The organism is SAR202 cluster bacterium (genome assembly GCA_009392515.1).
Classification (GTDB): domain Bacteria; phylum Chloroflexota; class Dehalococcoidia; order Lucifugimonadales; family UBA6952; genus UBA6952.
This window is the reverse complement of sequence record VFGE01000037.1, coordinates 1-26,181: the sequence shown is the minus strand read 5'-3', so window position 1 is coordinate 26,181 and position 26,181 is coordinate 1. Positions and strand designations below refer to the sequence as shown.

The window sequence follows — 26,181 nt, the reverse complement described above, 5'->3', positions numbered from 1 at the left end:
AATCAATCATTAGTTAATTTTTGTTATTAATACATTTTGGTAATGTAATTTACCAGGTTTTAGCATAGGGTTAAATGTTTTATCTTCTTCTAATTCTGAGATATATTCTGCAAATAAATCCGTACAGGATACAAATCCGTTGTGCCAGTTTGGATCTATTTTGATTTCCGCAGTAGTTTCAACATCATTAAATGAAATGTTCACTCTGTCTCCAGGTGAAAGGGATAGATTGGTAGCATCGTCCAATGAAATAGTCAATATTTTTTCGTAAATAACTTTATTTTTATTAGTAAATGGATTTGTTTCAATTTCAGTGCCTTCAAGCGACAAAACTCTCCCAGGTATTAATTTCAATATATCATTTTCGTTTTTTATATCTTCACAATTACTAAGAGAAGTTATTTTTAACTCATTAACATTAATTTCGGCTGGCCAACATAAACCTATTAAGATACGATCTGAATGTAACAATTGTGTTGGTAGTGGATTATCTTCTGCGGGTTTCAAAATTACTTTTGCATTAGAATTTAATTTGGCATATGAAATTGATTTATATTGTGTAATTTGTGAAGATATTTCGTTCATAACATCTGAAGAATTGTTATAGTTAAATGTTTTATTACTTAGTTTTGAAGCAATTATTGAAAGAACATTCCAGATTGGAAGAACATTGCCTGAGGTCGGTATAATAGCATCAGATATTTGGACTCTTCTCTCCAAATTTGTAAAGGTACCACTTTCTTCAGTATGTAGTGTTGTGGGTACAATATAATCACTAATTTGATTTAGTTTTTCAGATGGGGATGGATTTATAGTTATCAAATTATCAATATTATTTCGAAGTTTCTCATCGAATATTATATGGTTTTCTGAAAATGACTCAATGTCTCCAACTATAAATATATTTTTTACCAAAGCGTTTCTATGCATATCGACAAATTTATTATAATCAATTGGATTTGTATTAAAGTTATCCGAACCATATGTATTTAAAATTTTATTTACAGATTCTTGATTACTTACTAATTGATGCCCTGGTAAAACTTCAGATCTACACCCCATATCTATAATACCTTGTTGGTTGCTACCTTGAGATAATGGATAAATCCCTCCATTTTCAACAAATACGTTTTGAGACACTATAGTTAAATCAATTATATTATTAACATAGCTATTAAGATGTGGGAACAGAATATTATCAGATGCGTAAATTAATGAAATTGATTTTGCATTGAACAATTCGCTAGTAATTGCATCGATATCGTTCGAACAAATACCAGTACGTTGAGTAATAGTTTCATCAGAAAGGTTTGATAAGTTCTCTATGTATTCTAGAGGAGTAATCTCTTGAAATATTTCATCAAGATTTGTCTTTTTTAAAGTGATCATTTTTTTAATAATAGATTGTAGAAGTATTGTTTCTGAACCTGGTTTAGGTCTGATCCATTTATCTGAAAATGATGTTGTCTCAGTTTCTCTAGAGTCAATTGTAATAAGTTTACTTCCATTACGTTGTGCACTTTTGATAGGTAAACCTAATAAATTGTATTCTTCAGTAATATTCGCGTTTATAACGAGAATACAATCAGACTTTTCAATATTCCAAATAGTATTTGTAGAAGCTGCAAATCCCAATCTATTTATTAATGGTTCTATATATTGAGAAGAGATATCAGTATCAGTTATTATATTATTAGTTTTTAGAACTGATCGTGCAAACTTTTGCGTTACATAAGCAGATTCATTGGAAATATTAGGAGCAACTAAGAACACTGTTTGATCGGGGCTCATAGTTTCGATTCTACCTGAAAGATCATTAATAATTTTATCTAATTCAATTTCAGTGAATATTCCATTATTTTGAACTTTTGGAGTAGTATTTCTTTTTTTATTTACGTAATCTGAACCAAATTTACCTCTAAAGCATCCTTGTCCTTTATTAACAGGAGAATTTAATTCGGGTATAACACGGATCATTTTATTACGTTGATTGAATTCAAAATTAAGTTGACATCCAGCAGGACATAAATTACAAATCGTTTTTTCAACATTTGTAGCTTTTTCCCATTTATTATCCCTCTCTACTAGAGCTCCAACTGGGCAAACATCTATACAAGCACCACAGAATTCACATCCTGATTGCATAAGACTTGTTCCATTGCTTGTCCCTACAAGAGACTGCCCTGCCCTTTCAAGGAAAGTAATTGCATTATCACCACGTACTTCCTCACAGACTCTGACACATCGTGCACAAACAATGCATAAATTATAATCTCGATCATAAAAAGGATCGCCATTTTCTACTGGGAGATTACGTGTTTGGTAATTCAGAGGAGAATTTATATCCATACCGAGAAATCTTACGGTGTCTTTTAATTCACACCTTTCATTTTTAGGGCAAGTTACGCATCTATCATTTACAGATACATGACGTAAACAGATATCTCCAGGTCCACATAAATCTATTCTATGACAAGTAAGACAACCATGTGGATGTTCGGCAATAACCATTTCCATTATGTCTGTTTGCAATTCTCGTATTTCTTCAGTATTAGATTTAATTACCATCCCATCACGAACTGGCAAGGCACATGATGCAGTAGCAGGTCTTAATACTTTTTGTTTTACTTTTTGACCATCTTGGTCTACTTCCATTTCTACTTCTTCTCTCACCATACACATTCTGCAAGCAGCAAAAGGTTTCATACCCGGGTGGTAGCATAAATATGGAATATATATCTGTGAATCTAGTGCAGCTTCAAGAACAGTTTTACCAGGGGATGTTGTTATATTTTTCCCATCTATTGTGATAGTTATTTCTTGACCATTTGCTACCATTATTTTCTCCCTTTAATAGCGATTAGCTCGTGTAGGTATATTAATAGTTGTATTGGATATACTTGGTGTTGAATCCAAAGCGAAATCGAAATCTTCTTTAAAGTATTCTAATGCGGATTTAATCGGATTAAACCCTAGTTGACCATGACCACAAAGTGATCCTTGTTGCATATTAGTACCAACTTTTCTCATCAAATCGATATCAGAATCTGATGAGTTTTTGCCACATATTCGATTTAGTATTTCTAATAAATGTGAATTTCCAAGGCGACATGGGAAACATTTCCCACAAGATTCGAACTGACAAAATGCTATCAACATTCGTGTTAAATCTACTACATCAACATCTTCATCAGCAACAATTATTCCACCTGAACCTAATATAGCGCCAGCTTTAGCCATTGAATCGAAATCTATAGATGTATCTAATTTAGTAGAATTAAGTACTCCACCTAAGGGTCCTCCTGTTTGAAGTAACTTTAATTCTTTATTATCTGGAATACCATTACATATGTCTTCTATTACAGATCTTATAGTTGTACCCATTTCAATTTCATATAACCCAGGTTTATTAATATTCCCAGAGAGGCATAAAATAGCAGTTCCTGTACTAGTATCAGTCCCAATTGAAGTAAACCATTCACTACCTTTGAGAATTATGGATGGTAAATTTGCAATGGTTTTAATATTATTAATATTACTTGGGTGTCCCCATACTCCAAAGGCAGCAGGAAAAGGTGGTTTGTACCTAGGCATTGCTCTCTTACCTTCAATAGCTTCCATTAAGGCTGTTTCTTCGCCAGCTACATACGATTCTCCTACTAATACTACTTCTGCATCAAATGAGAATTCTGATCCCAAAATATTTTTACCAAGCAAGCCGTGTTCATAAGCATTTTTAACAGCTTCTTTTGTTCTTTCGATTGGAATATCGTTACCGTGTCTAATAAAAATGATACCGTTAGATGCGTTTGTAGCTATAGCTGCCAATATTAAACCTTCGAGTAAGCGATGAGGGTCACTTTCGAGTATTGCTTTATCATTCCAGGCTCCAGGGTCTCCTTCTTCACAGTTACATAAAATGTATTTTTCTTTAGCATCTGAACCTTTCAAAAACCCCAATTTAACACCGGTAGGAAATGCTGCTCCGCCTCTGCCACGAAGTTTGGAATCCAATATTTCTTTGTGAACATTATCTATTTCCATTTCAAACAATGCTTTTGCTAAGGCTGAATAACCGTTATTTACTATGTATTCATATATATCTGTTGGGTCAATATGACCAAAGTTTTCAGTGAGTATTTTTTTCTGAAGTTTGTTTTCAGGTAGTTCGTAAAATTCTGGGGTGTTATTCGTATTAACTAAATTGCCAGTATAAGCAAATGCTATATCATAAAGTGGTTTCCCATTAATAATGTGGCTCTCTACAATATTTTTTACGTTTTGAATGGATACGTTTGAATAAAAAACTCTAGAACCATCAGGCATTTCAACATCAATCAAAGGTTCGGCATAAGAAAGTCCAAATCCACCGACATGTGATAAGGTTGTATCAAGGTTTTTCTCTGAGATATATTTTGAAAATTCATTGCTTATTTCAAGGGAGCCGGCAGCAACACCTGAGATGTCTGTGCCAACTCTTATTCGAGGTTTTTTAAGAATATTATCGTAGTGGCTTTGGGCTGTCTTTTTTAAATCAATAAATTTTTGCATAGTTTATTTCTTATTGTTTTTGAGATTATTGATTAAATCAATAATCTTTTCCTTTGTAAGTCTTCCGATTATCTTGTGATCTACACTTCCCACAGGACTTTGAGCACAAGCTGCTAAACAAGTATTGTATTTAAAGCTGATATAATTATCACTAGTATCGCCTTCTGTTTCGAGTTTAAGTTCATTGAGACAAGTTTTAATTATATCTTGAGCTCCTGTGATATGACATGAAGGGCCCCAACAAATCTCTACTGTATGGTTTGTAGGGGGTGTAAATCTAAAATTAGGGTAAAAGGAGGCTACTCCCCATACATCGTTTACTGTTGTCGAGTTTAATTCAGAAACTATTTCTAAGGCTTTTTGAGGTATATATCCTAAATCATCTTGAACAGCTAAAAGAGCTGCTAAGATAGTCATTCTTCCAGATAAATTATGTTCAATAGCATTATTTATCTGTGTTTCTAGTTCTGAATTATTTGTGGTAGGTTCCAAACAATACCCCGTTCTATAAATAATGTCGGTTACCTATGAGAATTTTATCACAATCTAAATAGGATATACAACAAAAGTAATAGTCAATATAAGTTTAATTTAGTGCAATATCAAATCTGGATGTATTATATCAGGGTCAATTATTAACGGCCTAAACATTCCTCTCTCATCGTGATTTGTTACCGCACACGTAAGCATAAATTTACCTGCCCACATATTTAATTCAAATTCAGTTGATTCACCAGGTAATAAAAAATCATTTACCGAAGGTACTGACATATCGAAAGTGCTAGGCTCCATTGGGTCTTCTTTATAGTTTTGAATACGCAAATTATGGGAAATAGTACCTGTATTTTTAATAACAAATCTTACTCTACCTGTTTTTAAATATAAAGGTTCATCAACGTTGTCATCACTTACGTTATTAAATTCAACATTAAAACCATTAATTGATCGAGGTAAAAGGTCAAATTCATATCTGTTTTCTAAATCTAGTACAACAACTGTATCAGGTGCGGGTCTATTAGCAACTGGTTTGTGCAGAGGGTCAATGTTTTTACTGAACGGTCTTTCGCTTTCAGCTGTAGTACATGACATAAATATTAATGTTATTAATAATATAAATTTGTACAAATTATTATTTATTATTCAACAACAGTTATAGTAAATTGCCATTTTTTTTGTGATCCACGAGATTGCTCTCGTCCTTGTTCCACAAAACCAACTTCTTGATCTGAAAATGGTGCGGTTGTTATTGTTTCTCCAGGAGGAACAACTTGATTAATACCGTGTCGATAAGCAATGATAAAGCGTGGTCTGGTGGTATTATTAGTAACTTTAAGTACATACCCTTGTCCGACTTTAATATCAAAATTTTGTGGAGACAAACCTTCGCTTGACATAGTTAGTTCTAATACTTCAGAAGTCTCTGCTGTAAGGGTAGTGTCTTTTCCAAATTGCCCTAATGCAACAGCTGTTGTACCTTCGTCTTGTGACTCGCTAGTACCTCCACAGGCAATAACAAATAGTGAAAGAATTATTGTAGATAAAAGAAGTTTCATTTGTTTCATGAGTTCACTTCCCCCCTTATATATTTAAAAAGTAGCGTCAGTATAAATAATTTAGTATTCTAATGCAACAATGTTTTACACTTTTGGATGATAATCAATGAAAAATATAATCAATAATAAAAAAGGGATAATTTTCCTGCTTATGATTTCTAGTGCATTGTTATTTTCAACATATCTCATAATTGATGGTATTAATCACCAAATTTTTCTTTCTAATATGAAATATGAAGAAAAAGTATTAGCAAATTATTACAATAGTCCATGGGGTGGTTTGACTATTCCTCACAGGTTTGGACCTGGCAAAAGTGTGAAAAACCCATCTGATATAAAAGAAGCAGGTGGGTATATCCGTAAATTGAAATATAATAATGATGGTACAATAGCATCCTTTACATTACACACTTTACAAAACAAGAAATTCGATTTTTTTATCAGGCCAGACATTGTTCCTCTTTATGAAGATGGTGTTGATAGTGTTGAAGAGTTTGAAGCTTATAGTAGGTGCGATTGTTTGATTGCCTTACATTTTACTAAGTTATTTGAATCAGATTATGGGTTTATACCAATAGTTATGTTTCCTGTTATTAATGCAGAACTAGAATAATGTCGAAAATATTTAATTAAATGGTTGCAAAATTTATAAATATATATAAAATGCCCTTAGTATTAGATATTTATATTGCAAGATTAAAAACTTTACCATACAATCTAGCAAGTTAACTTTTCTAGTAACTTAATCTAAATAAAGATAAGTATATTTATTGAGGTAAATTATGCAGACCTTTGTCATAAGAAGATTATTATTTATGATACCTACATTAATTGGTGCAACATTATTTGTTTTCCTCTTAATGCGAGTTGTACCTGGCGATATTGCCTATGCATTACTAGCAGGTGAAGAAGGGGCAGCGGCCGTAGATCCTGCTTCCTTAGAAAAACTCCGAGAAGAATTAGGAACTAACGATCCACTTCCATTACAATATTGGAATTGGGTAAAGGGAATACCAATGGGTGATTTGGGAAATTCTATGTGGAACAGATTGCCTGTAGCCGACGAAATAATGATACGAATGCCAATCACGGGGCAACTTGCAATAATGTCAGTTATCATTGGCTGTTTAGTTGGGATACCTCTAGGAATAATTTCTGCATTAAAACAAGACACTTGGATAGACGCAATTGCTCGTTTCTTTAGTATCTTTTTTCTTGCACTTCCAGCATTCTGGGAAGGTTTAATGATACTAATGTTAACGGTAAGGGTCTGGCGGTGGATGCCACCACTTGGACGAAATTATCTATGGGAAGATCCTGGTGCTAATATGGCCCAATTAATATTTCCAGCATTAATTATTGGATTCAACTTAATGGCTATTGTCACACGAATGACTCGTTCCACAATGTTAGAAGTTTTAAGAGAAGATTACATTAGAACAGCACGTGCAAAAGGCTTAGCAAACACTGTTGTTATATGGAGACACGTTTTAAAGAATTCAATGATTCCTGTCGTAACCGTTGTCAGTATGTCCGTTGGAGGACTACTTGGAGGTACAGTTGTTAGTGAAACAGTGTTTTCTATTCCAGGTATTGGTGTTCATTTAATCGAGGCAATAAGAAATAGAGATTACACTACAGTACAAGCATTAATTCTTGTTTTTGCATTTATATTTGTGTTTATCAATCTACTGGTAGATATTATATATGGGTGGCTTGACCCACGTATCAGTAATAATTAACGAGGTTTAAATATGGCTACAGATGTTAATGAAATAGAATTTGCGTCAAAAGAAAATCGTGTACTTCATTTACTTAAAATGTTTGGTGCATGGTGTAGAAAACGTACAATTGGCGCTGTTGGTTTATTTATGGTGTTGGTTGTTCTAGGAGCTGCTTTACTAAACCCTGTAATTAAACGGTATGACCCTAATGAAACTAATGTACCAGACAGGCTACAATCTCCTAATGCCGCGCATTTTTTTGGAACAGATGACTTTGGTCGTGACTTATGGGCTAGAATCATAGGTGGTGCAGTCATATCTGCCCAAGTAGGATTTATATCCGTCGCTATTGGTAGTGTTATCGGATTAATATTTGGTGTAATGAGTGGATTTTTTGGAGGCGGTATTGATAACCTAATCCAAAGAATTACCGAAATCATGTTATCTATTCCGGGTATTCTTCTTGCTCTGGCATTAATGGCAACAGATGTAGGCTCAGGAGGTATCGACACAGTTGTTATTGCTCTTTCAATAATTTTCATACCGCGAACTGTTCGTGTTATGAGAGGATCTGTTCTTTCGTGTAAAGAAAATGTATATATCGATGCTGCTCGAGCGATTGGATGCAAACCATCTAGAATAATGTGGAGACATATTACTCCAAATGTGATGGCACCATATCTTGTTTTAGCAAGTAGTTTGTTAGGTACAGCAATTCTTACAGAAGCTTCCTTAAGCTTTTTGGGACTAGGTGTTCCACCGCCCCATCCATCTTGGGGAAGATTATTATCAGGTTCTGTCATGCTATATGCAATATCAGCACCTTGGATGGTTATCGTACCTGGTGTAGCAATTACATGGTTAGTTCTTGGATTTAATGTTTTCGGTGACGCATTAAGAGATACTTTTGATCCGAAACTGCGTGGTCGTTAACATAAACAAATAAAACACAAAATAAAGGGAGCGTATGCTCCCTTTATTTATTTATAATATCCTCTGCAACCTTCTTACCTAAGCCAATACTATAATTAGTCCCCCTATCCTGTGGATAAACTTGGCTCATCGCTGCTAACCATAATCCATCAATTGGTGACTTAGTATTAGGAATTTTCTCAGAGTAGTTTAAGGTTACAACAGGCTGTGCAGCACGTTCCTTATGAATATAAGTTTTATTAATCCAAGATCTGTCAAAAGAAGGATTTATTTTTTGTAAATGGGGTATGTAGGAATTTATAATATTTTCATCATCTATTTGCCATCGTGGATCATTCTGAGTTACATAGTCAGCAGTATACAAAATATGATTTCCATTATAGAGATCAGAATTAAATAAATTTGTATGCTCTAGAGCGAGTAAAAAAGGAATATTTGGGTCAGATATATTCATCCAATAGGAATTAGTTAGCGGTTTATTTAGAAACCATACTGCTGCTATAGCGCCTTCATATTGGATATCAGTCAAACGTTTCTTATAATCATCAGGTAGTTCTTCAATTAAATTTGGAAGATAAAAAGTAGGAATTGTTGAAAGTATTACATCAAAGTTTTGCCTTTCTGTGTTTCCCAGGCTATCAACAGTATCCAACCCTATAACTTTATTGTTTTCCACATGTATTTTTGTAACTCGTGTTTGCAAATGAATAGTAGAACCATTATTAATAATATACTGAGCTAGAGCATTAGTGAGTATATCCCAACTACCTTCAATGTATCCTAATTGCTCCTGAAATGTTTTATCTCGGGATGCAACACGTGTTGCAAATTTACTCCATAACCACGACATACTAACATCTTCATAGTAGTCACTAAATTTTCCTTTTAATAATGGTTCCCATATAATTTTGTAATTTTGAGAACCTGCATATTTTTTCATATAATCAGCTGCAGTTATTTTTTCATATTTTTCCCATTTTTTTACACGCTGCAAATAAAGAGCTAAAAGCCCCATTCGAATGCGATTAATTAAATTAACAGGTGAAAATTTTAATAGGTCTAATGGTGTTGTAAAAGGATATATTTTTCCATCGTAAAAATATGATGTGGATGAGTTTTTCCATATTATGTGTTGATCTAAATCAAATTCTTTTAATAAATCTATAAGGTGTTGATCAGACAAGAATAAATGGTGGTAAAATTTTTCTACCTGCGCCTCACCAATATCAAACGTTGAAGCTAATCCCCCTAAAAAAGGAGCAGCTTCGTATATTTGAACAGTGTAGCCCTTTTTAATAAATTCATGAGCTGCACTAAGGCCTGAATAACCGCCTCCGATAATAGCTATGTTTTTATTGTTTGGTTTTTTCATTGTCATTAAGTTTAGATGAATTTCTCATAATTTCAAAGAAGGATTCTTCTCCAGTAAATAAAAATAATAAACCAACAAGTGTTATCGGTATTAACAACAAAGCATGTAGTAGTATCATAAAAGCACCAGCATACGAAGAATCGATACCAAACATTATTAAGATTAAAGATCCAGCTAATTCAAAAGGCCCAATACCTCCTTGTGTCATTGGGATACTAGTTGCAAGATTAGCAACTGATATAGATAAACATAGAATAAAGAATAGTGTGAAATTTTCATATTTAAAATTTTCTATTCCCAAACTTATAACAAGTAGGTACGCTAGGATAAATTCAAATAACCATACACTTAATGATATAAAAAAAATGAATGAAATTTTACGAAAACTTCCTAAAGTGATTAATCCCTGTATAAAATAATTATAGATATGTATTATTTTTTTTAACCTGTTATCTGACAGTTTACGAAAAATACGTTCAATAAATCTTTCTATTATCTTCGGGTCTTTTATCAACCAAATTAATAAGAAAAATATCACTAATATAACTAAAGATCCAATAGTCAAAGTTGATATCACCAGATTTTCAATTGAAAATAATAATTCAAGTTGAATGATGTCTGTTATCAAAAATCCTAATAAAATCACTCCGACACAGGCAATCAATGTTAATGCATCCATTATTCTTTCAGTGATTATAGTACCAAGAGTGGTACTTTTAGAAATTTTTGAGATCTTGGCAACATAATATAAACGAATTAACTCCCCTAACCTTACAGGTAATATATTGTTAGCCGAATATCCTATTGAAATAGATTTAAATAATATCCACGCTCGTATATTTAAAACAGTTTTTAATATATATTGCCAACGGAGTGTTCTTATATAAAGTGAAATAAAATAGAGAATTATTGAGGGTATCAAAAAAACAAGTTTGACTTCAGATAAAGAAGTAAGTACCTCTTCAAAACCAGCTGCATAGAAGAAGACAGACATCAAGAGGATTGTGATAACTAAACCTATTATTGTTTTTAATATGTAGTTCATAATATATAGTATAGACGATTAGCAAGAAGATTTTTCATGATTTAATACAGCAATATCTATAGGTTCTGAAAGTGACTTTCTTACGTATATATTCGCATAAATAGAGCCAACACTTGAGTCAAATCTCCTATTAATAAAATAATCTAATAATTTGCAACCATTATTAGTAATCTCGGGTACAAATGTTATGTTTGCTAAACTAAATTCTTTGTACGTTTCAGGATTCCACCAACGATGAATATACATCTCTGGTTTATGATGTTGATTTAAAAAGTAATTATTTTTTAATTTATTACGATCCGATAAAAGTACAATATCAGCTGCTTGATTTGGATTCGTGAATGGTGTTTTTGTAAAATCTCGATAGCTGACTGAATCGTAGTTGCGAAAATACCAAGCCCATGGCCAACTAAATCCATCTGTAGAATCTATTTGAATTGATAGTTGGTTGTATTTGTTACTATCTTTAGCAATTTGTGATATTTGTTGATCTATTTCAATGATATGAGGTGATGATTGTACATATACCAATAATTGGTTAGGCCAACCAGGAGAAGTATAAACTAAACGAATTGTTGACATAATGGGGGAGAGAAATAATACCAATATAAATATCAAAAAACCAGAGTAAATATAATGATTATTAACAATATTTATTTTGCTCAGAAATATTAATAATCTCTTTAATCCGTAAAAAGAAACCAAATAAAAAGGCAATATAACCTCAACTAAAAGCCAGGGCATTTTTTCACCAGCATACGAAAAGAAAAGAAAAGAAATTAAAGCCCAATTCGCAAGGAATCGCTCTTGTTTATCCCCCCTAAATATAAAGTATATGGAAGAAATGGAACCTATAATAAAAGCACTATATTCATACACTAAAGAGAGCATAATATAGTAAAACCACGGTTGAGCGCCTCTTGCTACGTCATGCTGGGCGATCCAATATCCCAAGCTTTGCCAAAAAGCTATTTTAACACCATCAAACTTAGTAAAAAATGAGGTGTGAAAAAGAAGAAGTGTAAAAAAGAATATAGATACTATTAAGAGAAGATGTTTTTCTGATAGTAGTTGTTTATTGTCTTCTATTAAGTTTTGACTTTTGGCAATCCTATTAAGAAAGATTAGTGATAATGAAACAAAAGATAGGCTAATAGCAATAATAAGAGCTGGTCGCGTTGAATCAGAAGTTGGTAACCCAACATTAGGCCATTCATTTGAACCTAGGATTAGATTGAGATGATCTTGAAAAAGGATAAATCCGGCTCCTCCAATAGGTAGACAAATAATCAATAAAAATAATAAGTATTCAATAAGATTTTTATTTTCAGAGACTAATTGTTTAAATGGTTTCTCCGATAAATGTATTAATAAGTTGTAAGTTATAGAGATAAACAAATAAATAAGCAGAAATGCAGAGAAAATATATGCACTTTCTTTAGTAACAAAAAAAACTGCCAGAATTATTGAACTAACAATAAGATATCGTAACGCACCAGTTATATTGTATCGAAGAAAACAAGCAATGATTATCAAGGACCATACTGCAACATAAATATCATTTCTAGCAAACCTACTGAAATATAAAAAAGTTGGTGAGATGGTTAAGGTAAAGCTGAAAAGTAAAGTTAAATGGTTACCCAAATCTTTTCGAAATAAAATAGGTAGGATTGTTAATAAAATCCCAAAAATTGCAGGTAGAAGCCTAGCTGTATAATTACTGTCTCCAAATATATGAAATACTAATGAATTTAAAAAGAATTGAAAAGGGCCATGCATCATAGGAGAATGAATATTATTAAATGCTTCTAAATCACCCTTATAAATAAACCAGCTATAAAAAACATGCATACTTTCATCATGATGTAATGACTGTTTATCCAATTGGAAAATATGCATAAATAGCGATAAAACCATTATCAAACCAAATGGTAAATAAAATGTATATAATGTTCTTTTGTTATTCATGTCTTAATTTACGTCATATATGTATATATAGGTACCATTAATCATTTCTTCAGATTGATAGATTCTTTTCCCAAATAATCGAAAAGTGTTTTTTGAAATATTTTCCTCACCATATTTTATATTTTCTTGAATTCCTAGATATATATATTTAATTCCGTATTCCTTTATTAGTTCTTTAACACGATTTATATTATTAGATATATATATATTTTCAATGTCTTTTTCTCTTTTGAATATTTCTTCTAATTCAAAAGGTCTCCATTGACGTTGATGCCCTATCCATCCTAATACAGTTGGATATCCTGAAAAAGAAGAGATTTTTGAGAAATTGGAATAACTATCTCCAGGAGCTTCTAGAATAATTGAGCCTTGTGGCAAATTATTTTGAATCCATTGTATCGAATCATATGTCATTTTATTATGAACCGAGAAGTTTTTATGAGCGTTTATACTCGGCGTTTTATCCCAATTATTCACTTGTAAATTAATAAAAGCAATCGAATAGTACAAATATAATATTGATATCAAAAGAAAAGAGATATAATAATAAATTCTATATTTTCTGACGTAAGTAGAAATACTGTATATTAAGAATGGTGTAAATACGGTAAATAATATCCATGATTGAAAACTAAATTTGAATACAGTATTCATTCGATTACCAAATTGATCTTTAATAAAAAAGTATTCAGGAATAAGAATTAATACCACCCCAATTAAAAGAATTGTAATTATAAAATATATACCATTGGATGAATTTGTAGTTAGATATGGTTGATTATTTATTATTGGTATTTCAGTCTTGGTAATTAATAAATGGGAAAGAAATAAAAATGTAATTAGAATTAATAATAATGATATATTTTTATTAATTATCATAAATAATAAATTTCCATCAAATGTGTCTTTAACAAATATGAGAATAGACCATATTAGTATCATAAATATTACTGGTAATATTGAGAAAGATAAATTTAGCAAACGCCCATTGATGAAATAGTGATGCTTAGTTCTATAAACAATTGTTAAAAATAATAAGATTATACATATAAAGAATCCCCATACAATAAAGATATGAATAAATCTTGATGAAATAGCCCCTACTACGTCTATTTGATTAACAGGAGGGACATAGTTGTTATAAAACGGCAAAAATAATAGTAAACTCATAATAGAAACATATAATGGTATTTTAAATCTGAAGAAGGTTTTGTAGGTAAAGTAATTTCGTACAGGTATTATTGCAGTCCCAAATAAAAGTAGAAATATTGAAGGGATATTCCAGGTATTAGTAATCATTAAAGATCCAAATGTTACAGATATAAAAAGAAAAAAAACATTATTTGAAATGATTTTGGTTTGAGAAATTATCTTGTTATGATTATTTAAAATATTGTAATTAAATAATAAGGTCAGAAACATTAAGTAAATAGGTATACTTATTAGATGTGGATGCAAATCAGCTAAAGCAAATGTAAAAAAGGGAAATTCTGTAATTGTATAATCAAGTGAAGCATTAGATAGGATGTCAAAAGTATTTATTACACGTGTGGCTCTCCACCACCAATAATGATCATTTGGGAATATTGAAATCGATTCTGTATTATAATTCAGTCCATCAATGGCAATCCATAGTATAAATTCTTTGGGCAATATTTGAATTGAATTTAGGAATTCTAGTATAGGCTGAAAGTTAGAAAAGAAATTGAAAACAGTAACTGTACAAATTGATACTAAAGTAATATTCAATTTTGAAATTTGGAAACAGGTGCAAATATTCCATATCAGACCGAATAATACTATTGAACTTAATGAAGCTATTAGTGGTATTGCTAAATTATAAGCTAAAGAAACTTCAATTTGTAAATATTCAAAAAATATACCAAATATCAAATAACCATAGTAATAGTAATTAATCGGATTTCCTGAATACCAAAGGTCATTTGGTGGATAGGATGAGGTATTCATTACTGAATTCAATATCGTAAAATCCATAACTTGTTCTGTATGGTAAATAGTAGGATCAAGATTTCTTATAAATAACCATATGGCAAAAACCAGAACAAAAATTACGTCTATAAGGAGAATTAATGAGTATTCTCTTTTAATGAAAGATAAGATGTAATTATAGTTGTAATAGAATGTAATAAATGAAATTATTCCAAAACATATCAAAATAACAGATGCAGATATTTTTAGGTTGTAATTGAAATCAAAAGAACCAAGTATCCATATAATGTATACTAATAATAAAAGAGAAAGTAATTTACTAATTGAATAGCCTCTGTCTGGTAATTTCCAAAATACTGTAAATATAATTGGAAATACCAATATCCCAAGAAACTCAATAAATAATAACGAATAAATAGTTTCTAACATTTAGCAATTCACACATCTTGATAATCATAAGAAAAAAATGCATTTAGAAAATCTTCTTTATTAAAGTTTTCCAGGTCTTCAATCTTTTCTCCAGTTCCAACGAATAGAATTGGGAGATTTAATTCTTGATAAATTCTAAGAACAATACCTCCTTTAGCACTAGTATCAAGTTTTGTTAAGATTACAGAATCACATTTTGCCGAATTGGTAAATTGTTTAGCTTGCTCTATACCGTTTTGACCGACTGTGGCATCCATAATCAACAAGCTCAGATGTGGAGATTCAGGAATAAAACGTTTTGTTATATTGGATATTTTCTCTAGTTCACCCATAAGGTTTGTATCATTCTGTAATCTTCCTGCAGTATCAAGGAGTACGATATCATCTTGGTTGGAAATTGCACTATTTACTGTGTCAAATGCTACAGATGCGGGGTCTTTAGTAGTCTTGTTTGAAATAACTCGAATATTTAGTTTTGCCCCCCAATTTTCTATTTGCTCTACTGCACCAGCTCTAAATGAATCACAGGCACCAATAACTACTTTCAAGTTTAATCTACTAAACATAGCAGCTAGTTTTGCTACTGTTGTAGTTTTGCCTACCCCATTAACACCACTAACTAGAATAATAAAAGGTGTAGTATTTTTTATTTCTGATAGTAAATTAATTTGATCATGTATTGGGTTGTCAATTAACAAATCAAATAAAACAGCTTTACTTTCATTGAATAAATCTAGCTCAGGGTTATGCTTGAGTGCTTCTTGTAAATGTTTAATTACAATTTCAGTTGTTTGTATACCTACATCTGAGGTAATTAATATTTCTTCTATTAAATCAAGTTTTTCTGTATAATCGATTCTTTTGGAAAATATAGATTTCACACGTTCAAAAAAACTACTTTTAGTAATAGTTAAGGCGGTGTTATAAGGGTTGTTATTATTCATATGTTTCAAATTGTTACAACCTTATTCTAAGGACTTCAAAGCTGCATTTGCCGCGGCTTGTTCAGCTTGTTTTTTTGAACTTCCTTCTCCATAAGAAATAATCTTGTTTTTAATAATTAAAGACATTGTAAATAAAGGGTTATGCTCATTTCCTTCTTTTTTTACTAATTTATATATTGGAATTACAGATTCATTAGTTAAAAAATATTCTTGAATACGTGTTTTAGGGTCTTTTAATTCATCTTTATTAATAGAATCTACTCTAGAAGCAAAGATATTATGTATTACAGTTTTCACAATATTAAATCCTCTATCTAGAAAAATAGCGCCAAGTAATGCTTCAAATGCATCAGCTATATTTGAGTCTTTTTCTCTGCCTCCTGATTTACCTTCTCCTTTGCCAAGGATTAAATAGTCACCTAAATCGAATTCTTTACTTATAATAGAAAGTGTTTGATCTTTCACCAGTTCTGATCGTATATCAGTTAAAAGACCTTCAGTATATTGAGGATATTTCCAATATAAATAATCGGCTAATATTAAACCTAGAATCGAGTCACCTAAGAATTCTAGTCTTTGGTTTGTATTTGTGGTAAACGAAAAATTTTCATTCAGATAGGAAGGGTGTTTAAAAGCTAATTGATATAATTCTAGATTATTGAAATCTATTCCAAGTTTTTTTTGAAGTTTTGCAAAATTTTGTTCCATAATCATATATTATCAATATATATTCTTTTTTATACCCACAGGCGAGAGTATACTTTAGTTAAATATAAATAGTCTATAATTGTATATTAATCACTTAAAAACATTAGTTATAAATAGAGATGAATTTATTGAAAGATTTAAAATCTAAATTTAATTTAAAAGAAAAAGAATTGTTAAATAATGCAGAATTAGCTGCAGAAACAAGTTCGGTTAAACTTTACTTAGTTGGAGGACCAGTACGAGATTTACTACTAGGAAATGATTGCCATGATCTTGATCTACTCATCGATGGAAACATTGAGTTATTTGTAAATCAATTCAATATGATCATGAATTGCCAACCAGTTCATACCTCACAATTCAATACTTATAAATACATAATTAATGGAAATGAAATAGATATAGCTTTAGCAAGAACAGAAGTTTATCCTTTTCCCGCAAGTTTGCCTCAAATTACACCTAGTCATATTTATGAAGATTTATATAGAAGAGATTTCACAATAAATTCTATAGCGATTCAATTATTCCCCAAACCTTACGATATAATAGATCCATTAAATGGCAAGGAAGACCTTAATAATAAAACTATTAAAGTTATTCATAAAAAAAGTTTCGAGGATGATCCCACTAGAATATTACGCGCATTAAGATATTCTGCAAGATTTGAATTTGGAATTGATAAAAACACAAGCGATTTAATTGGACAAGATATAAATTATCTCAGTAGTTTAAGTGAGAAACGTATAATTAACGATCTATTTAAATACTTAACAGAGACTGATGTCTATAAATCTTTATCACGATTAACTGAATATAATTTACTTCAGAATATAAATCATAACTTTCCTAACAATGAAGAGTTTGTTAAGGCTCTCGATATTTTTAAAAACCGAGAATTTGCAATCCCTGATAAACAATTGATTTTATTGTCAATTTTGTGTGGAAAAATGGATGAAACTATACTTAATGATTTCATTGCTAAATGTTCATTGCCAAAATCAATGACAAAAATTCTAGTCGATCTAATTAATATCAAAAATACTATTCATATTATATCTAGCAATAAACAACCGTCAGAAGTAAGCAATTTATTTGATGGTTATGAAATTAAAGCTTTATTACTAGCTTCCATAATCATAGATAACACAAACTTCACAAACCTAGTTAATGAATATACGAGCAGATGGTCTCAAGTAAAGCCATTTCACAATAGTAATGAAATAATTGAAATCCTATCAATAGATAAGACACATTTAACATCAATTATTAATAAAATTCGAAATGCTCATATTGATGGAATTGTCGTATCGAAATCAGATGAAAAAAAGTTTATACAAAATCTAAATGGAACTAATTGAATGATTTTGCAAATATTTCTGGGTTCAAAGAGGATATAGCAAAGTATCTATCACTACCTTCTATTATAACTCCTAAGAGATTACCGCATTTGTCGATAACAGGGCTACCTTCATAAGCAATTCCAATAGAGCCGGAGTATATATGAACAAGGTTCCCATTATCCAAAGTAATAGAATTAGAATATCTTCCTGAATACATTTCGGTTTCACCATTTAAAATTGTGGCGGTATAGGCGATTTCCCCAATAGCGGGTCTAGTTTCAGATAAAGGTAATGGTGAAATATAAGATGGAGTAGAAATTTGAAAAAAACCCATATTTTTATTAGGTATATAGTCTCCATATAATGGTTTTATAGTCTCTAAATTATCTATAGATATTTCATAAAGATTTTCTTGCATTTTGTTTCTATCTAGTCGTCTGCTACTAGTCAATATAAGTTCACCAAATTCACTATCATCTACTAAAACACCAGATAAATACTCAGTCTGGTCGTTAATTATAACTAATGATCTTTCAATATAGGAAGCTGGAACATATAACTGTAGACAGGATTGTTTTTGATTTGATAAAGAATTAAATGAAATAAATCCTATTGCAGATATTATAAAGGGTATTAAAGCCATGCTTAGACTTATAAAGAATTGGTAAATGTTAGAATTATTTTTCATTATTTAATTCTTTTTGATATTGAAATAAAAATTGTTGAGCATAACCAGAGTGTTCTTTCCATTTAGTTCTTGCCCATTCACTAGAAACATTATAGCTATTTTTAATATCTAATCCATATCCATCTCTTAAAGCTCGTTGAACCCAACGGTCAATTGGAAAAGCCTCATTTTTATTTAAAGAGTAGAGTAACACACAGTCTGCAATTTTCGAACCAATTCCGTACAAAGATTTCAAAATATTTTTTGATTCGTTATAAGTATAATCTCTCAGAATTGGAATATCTAAACCTTTATAGGTAATTTTATAAGCTAAGTCCATCAGATATTTTGATCTGAATCCAAGGCCATAATTACGCAAAGTGGAAATGGATTGTTCTGCAATTACCTTAGGTTCAGGAAAAGTATAAAAAGGTTGATTACAAAATATGAACTTTTCTCCAAGATTTTTAGAAATATTTTCAATATTCAATGATATTTTATTAAAATTAGCTACTGAAGAGCAAAGAAAGGATACTATGCATATCCATGGTTCTTGCTTTAGTATTCTCAGCCCCTGATTAGATTTAACCGCTTTAAGCATATACTGATCATTAGTTGAAACTAATTTCTTCACAATATCTTTAACGGATATGCCCAAATCAAAAAAATGAATAATTTTTTGTTTAGCTTTTTCTTCAGGAATAGACGTTTTTATATAGAGTATATTATCTTTGTAATTTATAAAGAATGGAATATTATCGATTAAGCCTCTATAGCCATCGTAATATTTTGTCCATGAAAATATCTGACCACCGTCAAATATCTTTTGAAGGTTGATTTCTTCTTCTATATGCAGTTGAAATTGATATGTTTGGATATTATACCTGCCTATTTCCAGTCTTTTAAGAGAATGGATATTTGAGATGTATCTATTTTTTTCATAGAACATTCAGGAATTGAGTTGATAAATAAGTTGCCATATTGTTGATTGATAATCCTGCTATCTAATATAAAAACAGCTCCTTTCCCTTTTTCATTTCGTATCAGTCTTCCAAATCCTTGACGAAATCTTATTATCGCCTGAGGAAGGGTTAATTCTCTAAAAGGATTATTAAGTTTTGCTGATTTAGCTGTGTTTATTGGGTCACCAGGAACACCAAATGGTAATCTGGTAATAACAACTGATTTTAATTTCGAATCAGGGATATCTATTCCTTCCCAGAGTGTGTTTGTGCCCATAATTATAAAGTTTTCATGATTTTGAATGGAAGATAGAATTTGATTAATAGTCCCATCAATTCCCTGAGCTTTTATAGTATATCCTTTAGTTTCTAAAGATTTTTTTAACATACTTCTACTTATACGGAGAGAGTAATAAGAAGTGTGTAGTATTAGTATGCCACCTTTTGTTGATGAACAAATATCAACTAAAGTAGAATCTAGTTTCTGTTGATACAATTCATTTCTTGGATCTGGTATATCTCGAATTAATCCCAATAAAACCATGTTTTTATAATCAAATGGAGATTTAATAACAGAAGAATTAGTGTTGTCTATACCATATTGTGTAGATGCATAATCCAATGATCCATTTATGCTAAGAGTTGCACTAGTTAATAAAGTTCCAACTTCATTTACATATAAATAGTTTTCAAGAATCTCTGCTGTATTTAACGGAGCTAGTTTTAAAGAAAGTTCTTCATTTGATTGATAGCGGTTACGTTTGTTTATCCAATAAACAGAGTTATCGTTTCGGTTTATTAATAGTTCTTGAATAGATTCATATAATAAATCCAGATCGAATATGAAATCACTAAACTCATCTGCTTGTAATTCTGGTATGGATTCGTTGAGATTTAGAATTTTTTTAAAGGATTGTAAAGATTCATTCCATATAGGTAACAAAGATATAAATGGTTTTGAATTGGCAATTTGTTCATTAACAATAAGGTCTTGTATATTATTTTGAGTGACTTGATTATTAAATATTTGATCTATTTGTGTAAAAAATTCAGATATATTAAAACTATGGGTTTCTAGTAATTCTCGTAAGTTTTCAAGTTTATCGGTTTGTTCAATTCTATTCCTAAGGAATACTGAGTTTTGATAGTATTTAAGTTGATCCAATATTCGGTTTTTTGATGCCTCAAATCCAAATTGATTAATTATTTCTTGTTCGAGATTATGAGCTTCATCAATTATTAAATAACCGTATTCAGGTAAAATATTATTACCTGACCTTAAGTCTGCCAACAATAATGAATGATTGACAATTAGTAATGTAGATATATTTGCAATTTTTCTAGAATGATCATAAAAACAGGCGATTCCACGAGTGTTACAATTATGCTTCATTCCAACTGAAATTTTGTCCCAATTAGAGTTTTGCCACCCAGGTATGTGTATTTCATTTTTATCACCACTTGAAGTTTTTTGAATCCAAACTCCGACTTTAGAATACAATCTGTATTGGTCGGTCGTTAAATTAGAAGATTTGAGAATATCTATATATCTAGAAATGCATACATAGTTATTTTTCCCTTTTTGTGGATGGGCAAAATTTGTATATTCTAATTGATTAACATCTTCTTTAAGAGAATTCAATAGTGCAGGTATTTCTTTATTTATTAATTGGTCTTGGAGTGTAATCGTATTAGTAGATATAGCTACTTTTTTATCACTCATAACAGAGTGCCATAAAGCTGGTATTAAATAAGCTAGTGTTTTTCCAGTTCCAGTTCCTGCCTCTATCAATATTTGGTTTGATAATTCAAATGTATTCGCAGTTTTTGAAGACATCTCAAGTTGTGAAGCTCTTTGATAAAAGTCTTTAATAGTACTAGCAATAGGTCCCTTGTGAGAAAACATATAGGTAATAAATTCGTCGCATGTAAATTTTGATAGGAAATTGCGTAACTCAGTTTTATCAAATTCATCATAATTTAATTGAGAAAATTTATCTAAATTAGTTATATATGAATCTAGATTAAAACTATCAGCTTTAATATTGGTAGCTAATATTTCCCATATTGTATTAGTTTGCTTATCGACTTTAGATGCTAGAAATGAATATAAGGATAAATTTTGAATAGATATTTTTTCAATATAAGGAATCATGGATTGAAACACTTGAAAAGATAAATAGGCATCCCCTTCTGCTCTATGGAGGTCATCAAAAGGTACATTCAAATGATCAGCTAAAGAACTTAGTGATAAATTTATATCAGATTCTAAAACCAAGTAAGCAATATCATATGTATCGATAAAATCATTATCAATTGCAATATTTTCACGGTTCAATATAGACAGGTCAAATTTTAAATTATGTCCTACAACCGGCGCATTACCTATAAATTCATTGATTTCTTCTGAGATCTGTGAAATAGTTGGGGAAAATAAAACATCATTGTCAGATATCCCAGTTAAGGCAGTAATTTCTTCAGTTATTCTCATCATTGGATTAACAAATGTTACGTATTTATCAACGTATTCACCATTTAAAAATTTAATAGCAGCAATTTCGATGATATTATCAGTATCAGTATTTAAACCTGTTGTTTCTATATCGACAGCAATCAGGTAATTACTGTTTATGTATTTTAATCCCTGTTTTAAATTCATAAGAAATTTATATAATTAATATCTGCATTTTATTAGGTTTATTTTCTATGCTTGTTATTCCATAGATTTATTAATATATTATATCTCATACTAAAGGAGAAAATATGACAGAAAAGCCACTAACATTACATGAAGCAGCTCGAAAAATGGGTGTTATATTCGAAGAAGATGCTACTCCCACAGAAGAAATTGTTGAAATTAATGGCATCAAATTATCTTATCTTGATTGGGGAAATAAAGATAAACAAACTATGCTGTTGTTACACGGAAGAACAAATTCTGCCCACACATGGGATTTTACATCACTTGCATTTCATGCCAATTACCATGTAATAGCTCTTAACCAAAGAGGACATGGAGATAGTGACTGGCATGAGGATGGCGATTATTCCTTAAACACCAACATCCCAGATATTGAAAATTTTGTAAGTAAATTACAATTAAAGGATATAATTTTAATTGGCCATTCAATGGGAGCAAGAAATTCTATGGTTTTTGCTTCAAGAAACCCTAATTTAGTTTCAAAATTAGTTTTGGTCGACATGGCACCAGAAACTGAACGTGATGAGCTCGATACAATAAGAGGGTGGAGAAGACTTCCTGAAAGAGCAGACACATTTGATGAATTTATAGATGCCGCATTAGCTATAAACCCTCGTAGGACAAGAGAGCAACTAAAAGGTAGTTTATCTCATCAATTACGACTTTATCCAGACGGTAAGTGGAGTTGGAAATGGGACCAAGCATTACGCACTGCGGACACCAATGGATGGGGCTCTGAAATTTTGTGGCAACATGTGGATAAAATTGCAACCCCTACGCTATTAGTTTTAGGAAGTGAGAGTAATTTAATATCACCAGAGACTGCAAATAAAATGGGTTCCAAGATTAAAGATTTTAAATGGGAATATGTAGAAGGCGCTGGTCATCAAGTCCCTGGGGATCGACCTGCTGGGTTTCAAGAAATAGTAAGAAACTTCCTTAATCAATAATGTTTTTATTCCCCCAATACATCAACCTCAGATTTTTTGGTTGGTGGATTGCATTCACAGGTTTTTTTCAATTAGTATGGGTTTCAGGAACAATTTTTTTTGGTATGTCCGCATTTATTGACCCAATTGCAGATCAATATGGATGGTCCAGAGCTGCTATGGCTGGGGCCATATCATTACAACGAACTGAATCTGGAATTGTAGGTCCATTTGTAGGACCATTGATAGATAAATTTGGTGCTAGATTACCTATTTTTTTCGGAACAATTCTGACAACCATTGGTTTTTTTTGGCTAGCACGAACTGATGGCTCAATTATTCATTTTTATTTTGCATTTGGCACAATAGCTTTGGGAGTTTCAATAGGCTCAGTAATAACCACCACTACAGTCATAGGTAATTGGTTTATTAAATATAGAAGCACTGCTCTCACCATTGGCTTCCTAGGAACAGGATTGGGCGGTTTTTTAATTCCATTACTAGTTTGGGGCATACAAATTTATGGTTGGAGTAATATTTTAGACATAATAGCTGTTGTAAATTTATTTGTTGGTTTTCTCGTCTTAGCATTTATGAGGCATAAGCCTGAGCAATATGGTCAATATCCAGATGGTATAACACCAGAATACATAAAGGATCTAGGGGATATAAAGGAAGGATATCTAACAAACGAAATATCTATGACAACAAAGCAAATATTGAAAGAAAAATCATTCTGGCTAATCAATCTAAGTTTTGGTATTACTGGGATCGCTCTATCAACAGTTATGGTTTTTGCTATACCCAGCCTATCCAGCATTGGTTTTGATCCAATTGTTGGTGCATATGTTCTGACAGCAACATCTGTTTTATTGTTTATAGGTAGATTAGTAATAGGATTTTTAGCAGACACATTTAATAAACGATATTTGTTATGTTTAACTTTTGCCTTAATAGGTTTGGGAACTTTATTATTTGGTGTTTTAACGGAACCATGGCAGATCGTAATTTTTGTCATATTATATGGTGCAGGACATGGAGGTACTGTTCCTGTAAGGTTTGCGTATTTGGCAGATATGTATGGAAGGAAATCGTATGGTACAGTCATAGGAATAACAACTACGACAGGTGCTATATTTGGAATAATTGGCCCAATATATGCAGGATATATATATGATCAATATATGAACTATAGAATTGCTTTTACAATCATAGGAATATTAACTTTTATGTCTATACCGTTAATACTAATGGTAAAAGAACCTAACGCAGAAGAACAGATATAGTATAATTAATTAATAAGTTAAAAAGTGAGAATACTATGAACGAACAAATACATGACATTATTATAATCGGATCAGGACCTGCAGGTGACACAGCTGCACTTTACGCTGCAAGAGCAAATCTCAAACCATTAGTAATAGAAGGTATAGAACCTGGTGGTCAATTAATGATAACTACCGATGTGGAAAATTATCCAGGATTTCCCAAAGGTATACAAGGGCCAGAATTGATGGAAGAATTTAAGGCTCAAGCAGAACGTTTTGGAGCTGAATATATATTTGGAGAAGTAAGTTCAGTAGATTTCAATAATCGACCCTTTACAATAACTGTTGATGAAGAAACCACATACAAATCTAACTCAGTTATTATCGCTACAGGTGCTACTGCTAAATTACTAGGACTTGAGAGTGAAAGCAATCTTATGGGAAGAGGAGTGTCAGCCTGTGCTACATGTGATGGATTCTTTTTTCAAGATCAAGAAGTTGCCGTTGTAGGAGGTGGTGATACTGCAATGGAAGAAGCATTATTTTTAACACGGTATGCGACGAGTGTAAAAATCATACATAGAAGGGATGAATTAAGAGCATCGAAAATAATGCAGGAACGAGCGGTGAGTAACCCGAAAATTGAATTTATATGGAATACTGAGGTTATTGATATTTTAGCTAATGAAAATGGAGAAGTTGCAAAATTAAAATTACATAATTTATCAACTTCAGATGAAAGTGAATTGGATATCAATGGTTTGTTTATTGCCATTGGCCACCAACCTAATACTCAAATATTCGACGGTATAATAGACAGAAATGAAAATGGCTATATCCTTACGAATAATGGAACAAAAACCAATATAGAGGGGGTTTTTGCTTGTGGAGATGCACAGGATTGGATCTATCGACAAGCTGTTACTGCAGCTGGTACAGGTTGTATGGCTGCTATTGATGCTGAAAGATATCTAGCAGAATTAGAATAAACAAATTTTGAATGGGTAAAAAAAAGAGGAGTTATACTCCTCTTTTTGATTTTATGTTTAATGGGAACCGCAGCTGCCTCCACCGCAGGCACATCCGCCACCGCCTTGTGCAGTTTCATCCTGTGCTCCAGCGCCACATCCGCCTCCA

Annotated in this window: 21 protein-coding genes; 7 read left to right on the top strand and 14 right to left on the bottom strand. The window is 31.4% G+C overall.

Annotated elements, in window-relative coordinates:
* Positions 1-9: 9 nt before the first annotated feature.
* From FI695_05750 to FI695_05730, 5 genes are all read right to left on the bottom strand, one after another.
* On the bottom strand, positions 10-2,838 hold the full coding sequence (locus FI695_05750; protein MQG51465.1) for a 4Fe-4S dicluster domain-containing protein: 2,829 nt from the start codon (positions 2,836-2,838) through the stop codon (positions 10-12).
* Positions 2,839-2,850: 12 nt separating this feature from the next.
* On the bottom strand, positions 2,851-4,551 hold the full coding sequence (locus tag FI695_05745) for an NADH-quinone oxidoreductase subunit F (protein MQG51464.1): 1,701 nt from the start codon (positions 4,549-4,551) through the stop codon (positions 2,851-2,853).
* A 3-nt stretch (positions 4,552-4,554) separates the two neighbouring features.
* Entirely contained in the window at positions 4,555-5,043 is a 489-nt protein-coding gene (locus tag FI695_05740; protein ID MQG51463.1) for a hypothetical protein, read from the bottom strand.
* A gap of 99 nt (positions 5,044-5,142) precedes the next feature.
* A complete protein-coding gene (locus FI695_05735; GenBank protein ID MQG51462.1) occupies positions 5,143-5,640 on the bottom strand; it encodes a hypothetical protein in 498 nt (165 codons plus the stop codon).
* Between the two features lie 47 nt (positions 5,641-5,687).
* A complete protein-coding gene (locus FI695_05730; GenBank protein ID MQG51461.1) occupies positions 5,688-6,113 on the bottom strand; it encodes a hypothetical protein in 426 nt (141 codons plus the stop codon).
* A gap of 97 nt (positions 6,114-6,210) precedes the next feature.
* Between FI695_05730 and FI695_05725 the strand changes: the two genes are divergently transcribed.
* From FI695_05725 to FI695_05715, 3 genes are all read left to right on the top strand, one after another.
* Positions 6,211-6,717: a hypothetical protein gene (locus FI695_05725; GenBank protein ID MQG51460.1), complete on the top strand. Its 507-nt coding sequence runs from the start codon at positions 6,211-6,213 to the stop codon at positions 6,715-6,717.
* A gap of 169 nt (positions 6,718-6,886) precedes the next feature.
* Positions 6,887-7,846 (top strand): ABC transporter permease, encoded by a 960-nt coding sequence (locus FI695_05720; protein ID MQG51459.1) that lies wholly within the window; start codon positions 6,887-6,889, stop codon positions 7,844-7,846.
* 12 nt (positions 7,847-7,858) lie between these two features.
* Positions 7,859-8,761, top strand: coding sequence for an ABC transporter permease (locus tag FI695_05715; protein MQG51458.1), 903 nt, complete (start codon positions 7,859-7,861; stop codon positions 8,759-8,761).
* Between the two features lie 43 nt (positions 8,762-8,804).
* On the opposite strand, the gene FI695_05710 is transcribed toward FI695_05715, so the two are convergent.
* The 6 genes from FI695_05710 to rnc are packed head-to-tail and all read right to left on the bottom strand — an operon-like array spanning position 8,805 to position 17,183.
* Positions 8,805-10,139 carry an NAD(P)/FAD-dependent oxidoreductase gene (locus FI695_05710; protein ID MQG51457.1) on the bottom strand — a complete coding sequence of 445 codons (1,335 nt, stop codon included), beginning with the start codon at positions 10,137-10,139 and terminating at the stop codon, positions 8,805-8,807.
* Positions 10,114-11,178 (bottom strand): flippase-like domain-containing protein, encoded by a 1,065-nt coding sequence (locus tag FI695_05705; protein ID MQG51456.1) that lies wholly within the window; start codon positions 11,176-11,178, stop codon positions 10,114-10,116. The genes FI695_05710 and FI695_05705 overlap by 26 nt, the downstream gene beginning before the upstream one ends.
* A gap of 18 nt (positions 11,179-11,196) precedes the next feature.
* Positions 11,197-13,146: a TIGR03663 family protein gene (locus FI695_05700; GenBank protein MQG51455.1), complete on the bottom strand. Its 1,950-nt coding sequence runs from the start codon at positions 13,144-13,146 to the stop codon at positions 11,197-11,199.
* Between the two features lie 3 nt (positions 13,147-13,149).
* Positions 13,150-15,525 (bottom strand): hypothetical protein, encoded by a 2,376-nt coding sequence (locus tag FI695_05695; GenBank protein MQG51454.1) that lies wholly within the window; start codon positions 15,523-15,525, stop codon positions 13,150-13,152.
* An 8-nt stretch (positions 15,526-15,533) separates the two neighbouring features.
* Complete coding sequence (gene ftsY / locus FI695_05690; GenBank protein MQG51453.1) at positions 15,534-16,469, bottom strand: signal recognition particle-docking protein FtsY; 936 nt, start codon at positions 16,467-16,469, stop codon at positions 15,534-15,536.
* Between the two features lie 21 nt (positions 16,470-16,490).
* The gene (gene rnc / locus FI695_05685; protein ID MQG51452.1) at positions 16,491-17,183 is read right to left on the bottom strand and encodes a ribonuclease III; all 693 of its coding nucleotides are present in this window, start codon (positions 17,181-17,183) and stop codon (positions 16,491-16,493) included.
* Positions 17,184-17,296: 113 nt separating this feature from the next.
* Here rnc and FI695_05680 point away from each other — a divergent pair, with 113 nt between their 5' ends.
* Positions 17,297-18,535 carry a CCA tRNA nucleotidyltransferase gene (locus FI695_05680; GenBank protein MQG51451.1) on the top strand — a complete coding sequence of 413 codons (1,239 nt, stop codon included), beginning with the start codon at positions 17,297-17,299 and terminating at the stop codon, positions 18,533-18,535.
* Here FI695_05680 and FI695_05675 read toward each other — a convergent pair.
* Genes FI695_05675 through FI695_05665 form a run of 3 tightly spaced genes read right to left on the bottom strand, consistent with a single transcriptional unit; the run spans position 18,528 to position 22,805 of the window.
* On the bottom strand, positions 18,528-19,205 hold the full coding sequence (locus FI695_05675; protein ID MQG51450.1) for a trypsin-like peptidase domain-containing protein: 678 nt from the start codon (positions 19,203-19,205) through the stop codon (positions 18,528-18,530). The two genes, FI695_05680 and FI695_05675, sit on opposite strands and share 8 nt — an antisense overlap.
* Positions 19,195-20,133, bottom strand: a complete 939-nt coding sequence (locus FI695_05670; GenBank protein MQG51449.1) for a hypothetical protein — start codon at positions 20,131-20,133, stop codon at positions 19,195-19,197. Before FI695_05670 ends, FI695_05675 begins: the two co-directional genes overlap by 11 nt.
* Complete coding sequence (locus FI695_05665) at positions 20,073-22,805, bottom strand: hypothetical protein (protein ID MQG51448.1); 2,733 nt, start codon at positions 22,803-22,805, stop codon at positions 20,073-20,075. The genes FI695_05670 and FI695_05665 overlap by 61 nt, the downstream gene beginning before the upstream one ends.
* Positions 22,806-22,909: 104 nt before the next feature.
* Between FI695_05665 and FI695_05660 the strand changes: the two genes are divergently transcribed.
* Genes FI695_05660 through trxB form a run of 3 tightly spaced genes read left to right on the top strand, consistent with a single transcriptional unit; the run spans position 22,910 to position 26,033 of the window.
* Positions 22,910-23,797, top strand: a complete 888-nt coding sequence (locus FI695_05660; GenBank protein MQG51447.1) for an alpha/beta hydrolase — start codon at positions 22,910-22,912, stop codon at positions 23,795-23,797.
* Positions 23,797-25,062 carry an MFS transporter gene (locus FI695_05655; GenBank protein MQG51446.1) on the top strand — a complete coding sequence of 422 codons (1,266 nt, stop codon included), beginning with the start codon at positions 23,797-23,799 and terminating at the stop codon, positions 25,060-25,062. Before FI695_05660 ends, FI695_05655 begins: the two co-directional genes overlap by 1 nt.
* A 35-nt stretch (positions 25,063-25,097) precedes the next feature.
* Positions 25,098-26,033 (top strand): thioredoxin-disulfide reductase, encoded by a 936-nt coding sequence (trxB, locus tag FI695_05650; protein ID MQG51445.1) that lies wholly within the window; start codon positions 25,098-25,100, stop codon positions 26,031-26,033.
* Positions 26,034-26,181 lie beyond the last annotated feature (148 nt).